This window comes from Symbiopectobacterium sp. Eva_TO, from assembly GCF_053848865.1.
Genome location: NZ_JBSPEY010000004.1, coordinates 373,203 through 384,685, shown reverse-complemented (window position 1 = coordinate 384,685; position 11,483 = coordinate 373,203). Strand labels below are relative to the sequence as shown.

Annotated in this window: 8 protein-coding genes and 5 pseudogenes; 7 read left to right on the top strand and 6 right to left on the bottom strand. The window is 51.8% G+C overall.

The window, feature by feature from the left end:
- Positions 1-100 precede the first annotated feature (100 nt).
- Positions 101-235, top strand: coding sequence for an omptin family outer membrane protease (locus ACWWJF_RS04000; RefSeq protein WP_455868738.1), 135 nt, complete (start codon positions 101-103; stop codon positions 233-235).
- Positions 236-317: 82 nt separating this feature from the next.
- Positions 318-1,350, top strand: a pseudogene (locus ACWWJF_RS03995) (IS630 family transposase).
- Positions 1,351-1,370: 20 nt separating this feature from the next.
- On the opposite strand, the pseudogene ACWWJF_RS03990 reads toward ACWWJF_RS03995, so the two are convergent.
- Both ACWWJF_RS03990 and uspA read right to left on the bottom strand, forming a co-directional pair.
- Positions 1,371-2,015, bottom strand: a pseudogene (locus tag ACWWJF_RS03990) (Glu/Leu/Phe/Val dehydrogenase dimerization domain-containing protein); the annotation flags it as partial.
- Positions 2,016-2,449: 434 nt separating this feature from the next.
- Positions 2,450-2,884, bottom strand: coding sequence for a universal stress protein UspA (uspA, locus tag ACWWJF_RS03985; RefSeq protein ID WP_252317672.1), 435 nt, complete (start codon positions 2,882-2,884; stop codon positions 2,450-2,452).
- A 654-nt stretch (positions 2,885-3,538) separates the two neighbouring features.
- Between uspA and uspB the strand changes: the two genes are divergently transcribed.
- On the top strand, positions 3,539-3,829 hold the full coding sequence (gene uspB / locus ACWWJF_RS03980) for a universal stress protein UspB (protein ID WP_455868737.1): 291 nt from the start codon (positions 3,539-3,541) through the stop codon (positions 3,827-3,829).
- 138 nt (positions 3,830-3,967) lie between these two features.
- Here uspB and pitA read toward each other — a convergent pair whose 3' ends face one another.
- Positions 3,968-5,470 carry an inorganic phosphate transporter PitA gene (gene pitA, locus ACWWJF_RS03975; RefSeq protein WP_455870918.1) on the bottom strand — a complete coding sequence of 501 codons (1,503 nt, stop codon included), beginning with the start codon at positions 5,468-5,470 and terminating at the stop codon, positions 3,968-3,970.
- Positions 5,471-5,742: 272 nt separating this feature from the next.
- On the opposite strand from pitA, the gene ACWWJF_RS03970 reads away from it, so the two are divergent.
- The gene (locus tag ACWWJF_RS03970; RefSeq protein ID WP_455868736.1) at positions 5,743-6,945 is read left to right on the top strand and encodes an NAD(P)/FAD-dependent oxidoreductase; all 1,203 of its coding nucleotides are present in this window, start codon (positions 5,743-5,745) and stop codon (positions 6,943-6,945) included.
- 45 nt (positions 6,946-6,990) lie between these two features.
- Here ACWWJF_RS03970 and ACWWJF_RS03965 read toward each other — a convergent pair whose 3' ends face one another.
- Both ACWWJF_RS03965 and ACWWJF_RS03960 read right to left on the bottom strand, forming a co-directional pair.
- A complete protein-coding gene (locus tag ACWWJF_RS03965; protein WP_455868735.1) occupies positions 6,991-7,509 on the bottom strand; it encodes a phosphoribosyltransferase in 519 nt (172 codons plus the stop codon).
- 17 nt (positions 7,510-7,526) lie between these two features.
- Positions 7,527-8,138: pseudogene (locus ACWWJF_RS03960) on the bottom strand (EamA family transporter); the annotation flags it as partial.
- Positions 8,139-8,208: 70 nt separating this feature from the next.
- Between ACWWJF_RS03960 and ACWWJF_RS03955 the strand changes: the two are divergent.
- Positions 8,209-9,377, top strand: a protein-coding gene (locus tag ACWWJF_RS03955; RefSeq protein WP_455868400.1) for an IS3 family transposase whose coding sequence is annotated in 2 segments (ribosomal slippage) — positions 8,209-8,464 and positions 8,464-9,377 — 1,170 coding nt in all. Because the reading frame shifts where the segments join, the coding sequence is not laid out codon by codon here.
- Here the strand turns inward: ACWWJF_RS03955 and ACWWJF_RS03950 are convergent.
- Positions 9,365-9,544, bottom strand: a pseudogene (locus tag ACWWJF_RS03950) (transposase); the annotation flags it as partial. The gene ACWWJF_RS03955 and the pseudogene ACWWJF_RS03950 sit on opposite strands and share 13 nt — an antisense overlap.
- A 192-nt stretch (positions 9,545-9,736) precedes the next feature.
- Between ACWWJF_RS03950 and rbsK the strand changes: the two are divergent.
- Positions 9,737-10,948, top strand: coding sequence for a ribokinase (gene rbsK, locus ACWWJF_RS03945; protein WP_455868734.1), 1,212 nt, complete (start codon positions 9,737-9,739; stop codon positions 10,946-10,948).
- Between the two features lie 47 nt (positions 10,949-10,995).
- Positions 10,996-11,478, top strand: a pseudogene (locus tag ACWWJF_RS03940) (dihydrodipicolinate synthase family protein); the annotation flags it as partial.
- Positions 11,479-11,483: the final 5 nt, after the last annotated feature.

The following is an 11,483-nucleotide window of genomic DNA, read 5'->3' as shown; positions in this document are numbered from 1 at the left end:
TGTGTATAACGAGGTGGTTGTAGGAGGGCCAGTTAGTGATTTTAAAATTTTGTTTTGCCATGGAGACCTGATGTTGAAACAACTATGGTGATCTGATCCGATGATTACCCAAACTTTCTATTTATTCAACAAAGCCAGTTGGGTTATAAGCCAGCCCAATTACCGGCTGGGAGGGATTGTCGGTTATCAACAGACGCGTTATAGCTGGACGGCTCTAAATAACTGTTCCGAATAGTAGATCACCTGAAGGGAACTCAGTCCGAGTTGAGCGATCTGATCAATCGATAAAGATCCCAAATCATCAACCGGACTGAGCGATGTCGAGCATAGCACCGATACCCCGTAACGAACGACGCCTGATGAAGAAAACTCTCCATAAAACGCGTGACAAGAATCACGCCCGCAGGCTGACCGCCATCCTGATGTTGCACCGGGGCGAGCGCGTGAGCGATGTCGCCAGAATGCTTTGCTGCGCCCGTTCGTCAATCGGCAGATGGATTAACTGGCTCACCCTGTACGGCATCTGAAGGCCTCAAATCTCTGCGGCCCGGTCGTGGCCGTCGCTGGCCATTTGAACAGATCTGCGCACTGTTAATCCAGTTCGTAAAGCGTTCCCCTCATGATTTTGGCTATCAGCGTTCGCGCTGGAGCACGGAACTGCTAGCGATAAAAATCAATGAGATAACCGGTTGCCAGTTGCATGCTTCCACGGTGCGCCGTTGGCGGCCTTCTGCCGGTCTGGTGTGGCGACACGCAGCTCCTACGCTGCGTATCCGCGACCCGCATAAGGAAGAAAAAATGGAGGCCATCGCGATGGCGCTGGAACAATGCAGCGCGGAACATCCCGTCTTTTACGAAGACGAAGTGGATATTCATCTGAATCCCAAAATTGGCGCGGACTGGCAGGTTCGCGGGAAGCAGAAACGCATCGTGACGCCGGGCCAGAACGAGAAATATTATCTGGCGGGTGCATTACACAGCGGGACGGGAAAAGTCAGCGATGTTGGAGGAAACAGTAAAAGTTCGTGTTTGTTTATCAGTATGTTAGAGCATCTGAGATCAACGTACAGACGGGCAAAAACGCTCACGCTGATAGTTGATAACTACATTATTCACAAAAGCCGGGAGACGCAGCGCTGGCTGGAAGAAAACCCGAAATTCAGGGTTATTTATCAGCCGGTGTACTCACCATGGGTAAATCATGTAGAGCGGTTATGGCAGGCGTTGCATGAAACCATCACCCGCAATCATCAATGCTGTTCAATGTGGCAGTGACTGAACAAGGTTCGCCGCTTCATGGAAACCGTCAGCCCGTTTCCCAGTGGAAAACATGGACAGGCAAAAGTGTAGCGGTATTAGGAACAGCTATTTAGCCCATACCCTGTCGCTTCCGGGCGAATTAGACTGCCGCCAAAAGAGAGTCCTTTACCGGTAAACACACACGCGGTGTTGTTGGTCAGCTTTTTCATCATCCCGGTCATAAAACCCACTTCACGACCGCCCACACCGATGTCTCCGGCAGGTACGTCAGTATCCGGCCCCAGATGGCGATACAGTTCCGCGATCAGCGCCTGACAGAAGCGCATCACTTCACCATGGCTTTTACCCTTGGGATCGAAATCGGAACCGCCTTTACCACCGCCCATTGGCAGCGTGGTCAGCGAGTTTTTAAAGGTTTGCTCGAAACCGAGGAATTTGAGAATGGAGAGGTTCACCGAAGGGTGGAAACGCATCCCGCCTTTATACGGACCGATGGCGGAACTGAACTGCACGCGCCAAGCGCGGTTGACCTGCACCTGACCTTTGTCATCCGTCCAGGCAACGCGAAACTGGATAACACGCTCTGGCTCGACCAGACGTTCCAGCAGGCTTTGCTCTGCATAGCGCGGATTCTATTCCAGAAACGGCCACAGGGTAGAGAAAACTTCCCTGACCGCCTGAGAAAACTCCGACTGATGCGGGTCGCGCTGCTGAACCTGATTGAGAAAACTTTCCAGAGAGACTAATTGAGCCATTACCAACTCCTGCAAAAAAGAGAAAGCGTCCGGTGGACTGTGTTATCTCGCACCCTTTCACGCGCAGCAAAGTGCCTGGCCGCGTGAAAACGGTGAAAGTTATGCACGTTAAAAGCCTGTGGGATCGCGGTTGAATGATGTTGTGCCGCTTCGACTATAGCACTGCTGGTGGATATTCAAGTAAGCGTTTTTTAACGTTTTATATTCTTAAAAACCAATGAGATAGGCACTTATCCTCACATAAAAAATGATAAAAATTTATCATAAGTTTCTGTTATATAACAAAAGAAAGTGCAATTCAGTGCACAAAAAAGCGGTTAACAGAGGGGAGGTAAAAAAATGCGATCGACTAAAAAATCGGTCAATTTGCAAAAAAATGCACTAGCTAAAAAGGCTCCCCGGCCTTAACCGGGGAGAGGAAGAGAACGAGGATGTTACTCTTCGTCATCACGCAACGGAACGATCAGCATGTCCACATGCACGGTGTTGATCAGTTGACGCGCGGAAGACATCAGCTTGCTCCAAAAATCCTGATGGTGCCCGCATAACACCAGGTCAGCATCATATTTCTTGATAGCATCCACCAAAACCTGCCCCAGATCGCCACTGCCACTCAAGGTTTCCGTGATCGGATAACCGGCGTTTTTAGAGAGATCGGTCAACGCGTTTTGCGTTTCTTCAGAAATACGCTGCTGCATGTCGCCCAGATTCACATCAATCAGGCCGGTGTACAGATCGGAGTAATTGACGTCGACGTGGATCAACGAGACTTTGGCATTGTACGGCCTTGCCATCGAGACCGCCTTTTCCACTAACACTTTACTTTCTGGAGAAAGGTCAACAGCAATCAGGATATGTTTATAAGCCATAATAAGCTCCTTCCGTAAAGGCACATTAATGGTTCAGCAGATTTTTCCGCCTGCTAATCTGATACTTAACGGCTTGGCTATAGAATACCACCCCTGCCGATTTTTGTTATGTTCAGCAGATCACACCACCGCATATTTACCACATTCTGCGAGATGACCCGCACAGCGCCCGTGCTCCGTGCAAGTGATTACTGCACAACGGCTCACAGGAACGGCGATCTGACCGTAAAATTCTTGTACTCCTTGATAAGTGTAGTAGAAACGGCTCCTTATCACGTCTGGATTCCCGACGATCTGCTACAAAACCAGAAAAAAGAGTAGGGAAAATCGTCAAAATTATTTGATATCGGTCACTCTGTGGCAAAAATCTGTTTTCCTCTTCTACAATAACAATGAGGGGGATATCGACGTGCCATTCGGCTGCTGAACCTCTCATTTCAGGGTGAGTCGAGCGGTGTTCCATTGCGGTGCTTGAGGTCTCTCGATTACCGTACTGCATACTGCCCGGTAGAGCAAAAGATAAGGGCGATTTACCCTTTCTTCGCCCGCTTAATAAAATCGCGTAATGAACGTGTGGCAAAACGATTCGCAGAAACACTGTAGGATGTTCACCACATCCTCGTTCTGACGAATAACATTATCCGGGAGGGGAGCATGATCAGTACATTTGCGCTTTTCTGGGCCTTGTGCATCGTCTGTGTCATCAACATGGCGCGCTATTATTCTTCTTTGCGCGTACTGCTGATGATCCTGCGCGATTGCGACCCGCTGTTGTACCAGTATGTGGATGGCGGAGGATTTTTCACTTCCCACGGACAGCCCAGTAAGCAGATTCGGCTGGTTCGCTACATTTACGCACAACGCTATCTGGAACACCACGATGAAGAGTTTATGCGCCGCTGTGAGCGAGTACGAGGCCAGTTTATGCTGACCTCCGCACTGTGAGGACTCATCCTGGTAAGTCTGGTGTCCATGTTGATGTGGTATTGATCGATTGGGTATTTAACAATGTGTAACCGACAAAGATAAAAGGCGATTCTCTCGAATCGCCTTTTTATTGCGTGCAGTTTCAACCCTGACGGATTAAATCAGTTTCAGCGCCAACCAATACAGCACGCCGGACATCACCAGAGAGACCGGCAGCGTAAACACCCATGCCAGCAGGATGTTCTTAACCGTTTTGCCCTGTACGCCGCCACCATCAACGATCATGCTGCCCGCAACCGCAGAGGAAAGAACATGGGTGGTGGACACCGGCATACCGGTATAGCTCGCCACACCAATTGACAGCGCCGCCGTCACCTGTGCAGACACCCCTTGTGCGTAGGTCATGCCTCGTTTACCGATCTTCTCGCCGATAGTTACCGCGACACGACGCCAGCCCACCATGGTGCCCAGTGAGAGCGCCAATGCGACAGCAACGATAATCCATAACGGCGCATATTCGACGGTTTTCAACATATCCTGACGCAGATTGTTCAGGTAGCGGCGATCTTCAGACGTGGTTTCCGGCAGCTTCGCTACCTTGTCCATGGTATCCGCGATGCACATCAACAAGCGACGCACACGACCGCGATCCTCGGCATTCAACTGGTCATAACTCTTCAGGTTATTCAGCAGACCCAGTGAACGTTCGATGGCGATCATTACGCGCGAACTGTCGCAGTGGAACTCTTTAACACCATTAGCAGGCAGCACAGTTTCTGTCGCCGGCACCGGCGTAGAGAGGTCGATGACGTGTTTGAGCGTATCGCCATGCTGTTGATAGAACTCCTGCAAATTGACGACGGCATCACGCGTGCGGCTGATTTCATAGCCGGAAGCGCTCATGTTGACGACAAAGCCGGCAGGCGCAACGCCAATCAGTACCAGCATGATCAGGCCGATACCTTTCTGGCCGTCGTTCGCGCCGTGGGAGAAACTAACACCGATAGCGGAAATGATCAGCGCTGTACGCGTCCAGAACGGCGGCTTGCGTTTGCCATCCAGCTTTTCACGATCGGCTGGCGTCAAGTGAACGCGTTTGCGTTTCTTATTGTTGTTCCAGAAACGCAGCAGCACGAACAGCATCAGACCCGCGACCACCATCCCCACAATGGGAGAGAGAATCAGTGACAGGAAGATACTGATCATTTTGGGAACATTGAGTGCATCCACGACAGAAGTGTCGGTGAGCAGGGCGTTGGTCAAACCAATCCCGATGATAGAACCAATCAAGGTGTGGGAACTGGAGGCTGGCAAACCGAAGTACCAGGTGCCCAGGTTCCAGATAATCGCCGCCAGCAGCATGGAGAACACCATGGCCAGACCGTGCGCGGAACTGACGTTAAGCAGCAAATCAGTAGGCAGCAAATGCACGATGGCATAAGCCACGCTCAACCCGCCTAGCATCACGCCGAAAAAGTTAAACAGTCCGGCCATGACAACCGCATATTCCGCCCGCATCGCGCGCGTATATATAACGGTGGCAACAGCATTCGCCGTATCGTGAAAGCCGTTTATGGCTTCATAGAACAGAACAAATACCAGTGCCAAAATCAGCATCAGACCGGTATGAAAATCAACCCCGGTAAATAAATGTAGCATAAGCGTTAGGCCATTTGTGGTCATGAACGCGGCGCATTATCTGCGACAAGCCTAAACGGGAAAAGGAAAATATGACTTTTTTTTGACGAAAAGATGACCAATTCGGCTATTGGTCGGATTTATCTTAATAAAATCAAAAAAATACATATTCTTGTATAAATATACATTTTGTTACGCTGGCATCCCTTCGCGCCTGACACTACAATCAGCCGCCCGTAGGTTATCGGGGAAAATGCTAACTTTTTATATCGCCATTGGCAGGAGAGCGCACTGTGGAATCGTTTGATGTTGTCATTGTGGGTGCAGGTGCTGCTGGTCTGTTTTGCGCCGCCCAGGCCGGACAACGCGGACTGCGCGTTCTGCTGGTGGATAACGGTAAAAAACCCGGTCGCAAAATATTGATGTCGGGCGGCGGTCGCTACAATTTCACCAATATGTACGCCGAGCCAGCAACTTATCTGTCTGAAAACCCGCATTTTTGCAAATCCGCGCTGGCGCGTTACACCCAGTGGGATTTTATCGATCTGGTCAATCGGCACGGTATTGCCTATCACGAGAAAACCCTTGGGCAGTTGTTCTGTGATGACAGCGCGCAGCAGATTGTGGACATGCTGATGCGCGAGTGCGAACTCGGCAACGTACAGTTTCGTCTACGTAGTGAACTCCAGCGTATTGAACGGGCGGGCTCAGCGTTCACCCTCACCTTCGCCAATGGCACGCTCACGGTTCCACAGGTAGTGATTGCCAGCGGGGGGCTTTCCATGCCGGGGCTAGGCGCATCCCCCTTCGGTTATCAGGTCGCACAACAGTTTGGCTTTAAGGTACTGCCCACACGCGCTGCGCTAGTACCGTTTACCCTACATAAACCGCTGCTGGAGCAGATACAGACGCTGTCCGGCGTTTCCGTACCTGTAGTGGTGACCGCGAAAAACGGTGTCAGTTTTAAAGAGAGTCTGCTGTTTACCCATCGTGGCCTTTCTGGCCCGGCCATTTTGCAACTGTCTAGCTATTGGCTACCGGGCGAAATGGTGACAATCAATCTGTTGCCACAGCACGATCTTAACGTACTGCTTGCCGAGCAACGTGCAGCACACCCCAATCAAAGCCTGAAAAATACGCTGGCGCTGTGGCTGCCGAAACGCTTGGTCGAGTGCCTGCAAACCTTGGGGATAGAGCCCGAGGTTTCACTGAAGCAGCTGCAATCCTCACAGATCGCAGCGCTCATTGAAAATCTGCACGCCTGGCAAGTGCAACCCAACGGTACGGAAGGCTATCGCACCGCAGAAGTCACCCTCGGCGGTGTGGATACGCGTGAGTTATCGTCAAAAACCCTGGAGGCCAGTAAAGTGCCAGGCCTCTATTTTATCGGCGAAGTGGTGGACGTTACCGGCTGGCTGGGCGGCTATAACTTCCAGTGGGCGTGGAGTTCCGCTTGGGCGTGTTCGCAGGCGTTGAACGTTGCCCAGCATAAGTAGGTCTGGTGTACCAACATGATCGGTTTGATCGTTACTGACAGGCGCTTAACGCTTCAATTTGGCGACGTAAGGGAGATTTCTGTACTTATTCTCCCACGGCATACCATAGCCAATCAGTAAATCATCGTTGTCCATTTCATACGCAAAATATTGCTTAACAGGGATATCAACGCGACCCGGTTTGACAAACAAAACGGCCACAGAGATCGATTTTGGCGTGAAGTGCTCGGAGATATGGTTAACCAGACGCTTCATTGTCCCACCTGACTCAATCGCATCATCAATGAGGATGACATGGCGGTTACTGATGTCGATATTATTATGGAACACGATAGGGGAATGATTATTCCTGTCTCCCGGCGTATGTGGACAGGAAATATAATCCATATTGATATCAAAGGTTAACTGTCTGGTCAGGTCCGCCGTGTAGAGTATACCGCCCGGCACTACCGTAATGACAACAGCCTCATCAAAGTCCTGATTAAGTTGCGCGGCAACCTGACTGACACCTTGAGCAATCGAGGATGCATCGAGGATAACGTCACCAACATGTTCATGTTTCATAGCTGATTCCCCTCAGATTAACCGTGTAGCTTCCCCTTGGCATCCATGGCAATCAGCAGCACGGATGAAAGGATAAGCAGCGTGCCAAGCCAATCCGGCAGCGTAAAAGTAATGCCCAACAGCAACAAGGATAGCACCGCACTGGTCAGCGGCTCCGCGCAGCTAAGAATGCTGGCCTTCTGTCCGCCAATCAGCGATGCGCCCTTGAGGTACAGGCTAAACGTCACGGCAGTGCCCACGATAATCAGATAGAAGAAGGCAAACAGCCCCAGGCCGTTAACCGTTATATTCGCCTCCGGCAGCAGGAAGAACGGCATCATCGATACCCCTGCAATAAACATGCTCCACCCCACTACCAGCAGCGTGCCGTGTCGGGATATCAGGCCCGAGGAGTAAGTGGAATAGAAAGCGGCAGCAAAGGCGGAGGCAATCCCCCAGATCAGCGCCGCAGGCGAGATCGACAGCGACGTCGGATTACCGTGCGTCACCAGCAAAAAAGTGCCCGCCAGCGAGGTGAGTATCGCGGCACACACAAAAACGCCCGGCAGCTTTTTCCGCGTCAGCGCAAACCAGGTAACAATCACCGTCGGGGAGAGAAACTGAAGGATAGTCCCGGTTGCTGCGTTTGTAGTGGCACACTGATACTGGCCACCTGATCGGAGGTGATATGCTCACCTCATCAACACGACAGGTGACCTCATGGGTAAACATTTTACGGCGGAATTTAAGCTCGAAGCCGCAAAGCTGGTTGTCGACCACGGCTACACATACGTTAAGGCCGCAGAGGCGGTTAATGTCAGCCATTCTGCCATTAGTCGCTGGGTCAATAAGCTTCGCCTTGAACGACAGGGAAAAACGCCAACGGGACTTCCTCTTACCCCTGAACAGCTCGAGCTGCGTGAGATGAAGAAAAAAGTCCAATGCCTTGAAATGGAGAACGAAATCCTAAAAAAGGCTACGGCGCTCTTAATGTCGGACTCACTCAACGGTTCACGGTAGTCGACAGGCTGAGGGCGCGATACCCGGTCACGGCGTTGTGCCAAACTTTTGAGGTACATCGCAGCAGCTACAGGCACTGGCAGGCTTCCGCTAATGAACCCGACGGTGAGCGCGTGGTTAAGTGTAGTCGCGTCATGGAAGCCTGGAACGCCAGCGGCGGCTCTGCCGGCGCTCGAAGTATCGCGACCATCGTCACCGGCAGCTCCGGTGTCAAAATGGGGCGCTGGCTGGCTGGCAAGCTGATGAAGGAGCTGGGTATCGCCAGCTGCCAGCGACCGGCTCACAAATACAAACGCGGCGGCAATGAACACGTTGAAATACCGAACTATCTCAACCGCCAGTTCGCGGTTACCGCGCCGGATCAGGTCTGGTGCGGCGATGTGACCTACATCTGGACGGGCAAATGCTGGGCTTACCTTGCGGTGGTGCTAGATCTGTTCGCCCGCAAACCGGTGGGCTGGGCCATGTCGACGTCGCCGGACTCGGCGCTGACAGTTAAAGCGTTGCAGATGGCCTGGGAACTCCGGGGACAACCAACAGGAGTCATGTTCCACAGCGACCAGGGCAGCCACTATACCAGCCGTCAATACCGGCAAGCCCTGTGGCGCTGCCGGATAAAGCAGAGTATGAGTCGGCGGGGTAACTGCTGGGATAATGCGCCAATGGAGCGGTTCTTCCGCAGCCTGAAGACAGAATGGGTGCCGACAAAGGGTTACAACAGCTTCAGCGAAGCCCAGGACGCGATTATCCGCTACATCACGGGGTATTACAGCGCTATCCGGCCTCACTGGTATAACGGCGGCTTAACTCCAAACGAATCTGAGCGACTGTTCTACATACAGTCTAATGCGGTGGCCAATATTAGTTGACCACTACAATCTGAGTAGTGGAGCGGTCGTCCACGCCGTTCAGTAGTCGTTTTTTCCGTCCATGCAGCAATGGCTGATTCATCTAGCCATACGGTTAGAGAACCGCGCTGCTTGAGGGCCTTGTTATAGGAGGGACAGTTAGTGATTTTAAAATTTTGTTTTGCCATGGAGACCTGATGTTGAAACAACTATGGTGATCTGATCCGATGATTAACCAAACTTTCTATTTATTCAACAAAGCCTATACATCACCCACATACACACTTCCGTTTGCTTCCGTTTTGCCCATTATCCTATGACAATAGTCACTTTTTAACCATAGCCGCTCCTTTAGGCTCATATCCAGCAGCGAGGTGACCATGTTCCTGGAAGAAAGACGTAATCAAATTATGGCTTATTTAACCAAACACGAACGTGCCAGTGTTGATTATCTGGCCACCGCATTTGCCGTGAGCAAAGAGACGATCCGCAGCGACCTGAACGAGTTGGCGCGCTTGAATCTGGTTCAGCGCTGCTACGGCGGTGCAATTATTATGCGGCGCAGTTTGCAGTCTGAGTTGATTGCTCCCCGCAGTGAAAATTTTGAAGTGCTGCTCAAGCGACTGGAAAAGCAGACCCGGCATCAAACCAGCAAACAGAAAGGAAACAAGATGAACGGCAAGGTGTGTATTTTAGGATCGTTCAACGTCGATATCGTCGCCAAGGTGGCACGTTTTCCCAAAGGCGGCGAATCGATCATGGCGCAGGGCAGCGCCCTCGGCCCCGGCGGTAAAGGAGCCAATCAGGCGATGGCCGCCAGTCGGGCAGGTTCACAGGTCTATTTTGTCACCAAGGTAGGCACCGATCAGTTCAGCCAGTTTGCCTACGACCATCTGTCGTCATCGGATATTCACGCGTTCAAACTGTATCAATCCGATACGGAGCCCACTGGCAACGCCATCATTTATGTCTCACAGCAAAACGGCGAGAACATGATCGCCATTTATCCCGGTGCCAACCAGACCATCACCGATGATGAAGTGGCTGCCATCGCACCTGAATTAACCACGTCAGACGTGCTGTTGGTGCAGTTGGAGAATAACTTTTCCGCCACCCTGAACGTCATCAAGCTGGCGCATGCGCTGGGCAAAAAAGTGATCCTCAATCCGGCTCCCTACTCCAGCGAGATACTGCCCTATCTGGATTATCTGGACGTGATCACGCCTAACGAAACAGAAGCGTCACTGCTATCGGGTATCGACATTCAGGATTTTGACAGCACCAAAGAAGCCGCGCTGAAAATCGCATGTATGGGTGCCAAGCGCGTCATCATTACCATGGGATCGCGCGGTGCGCTGCTGTATGACGGCCACCAGTTCCAACACATTCCGGCCTTTCCGGCGCTCGGTGTGGATACCACCGGCGCAGGGGATGCCTTTAACGGTGCCTTTGCCGCCGCACTGGCCAACGGACAAAGCATGGTGCAGGCCGCTACCTATGCCTCCGCCTTTGCTTCCCTAGCGGTCGAGCGGGAAGGTGCCTCAAACATGCCAGAACATCAACAGGTTATCGCACGTTTATCACAACGTTAATGCCTGCGGGTCTGCGCCCGCACAGTCTGTATTCGGAGAAATAAAAAATGAAAAAAATCGATGGTATCGTCCCTGTCATGCTTACACCGTTCACCGAACAGAACGACGTAGACTATCCCGGCCTGGCCAACCTGATTGACTGGTATCTGGAAAACAAGGTCGATGCGCTGTTTGCCGTATGCCAGTCCAGTGAAATGCAATTCCTGACGCAGGAAGAACGCGTGGCGGTGGCCCGTTTCGTTGTCGATCATGCGAAAGGCCGCGTGCCAGTGATCGCCTCAGGTCACATCAGTGACGACCTCGGTGCACAAATCGAAGAGCTGTCTGCCATGGCGCAAACCGGCATTGATGCTCTGGTGCTGGTGACTAACCACCTCGATCCGCAGAAAACCGGCAGTGACACCTTCTTCAGTACGCTGAACAGTCTTCTGGATGCACTGCCGGAATCGCTGCCGTTGGGTCTGTATGAGTGCCCGGCGCCATATCGTCGCCTGCTGAGTGACGAAGAGCTAACTTACTGTGCTAACACTGTAGT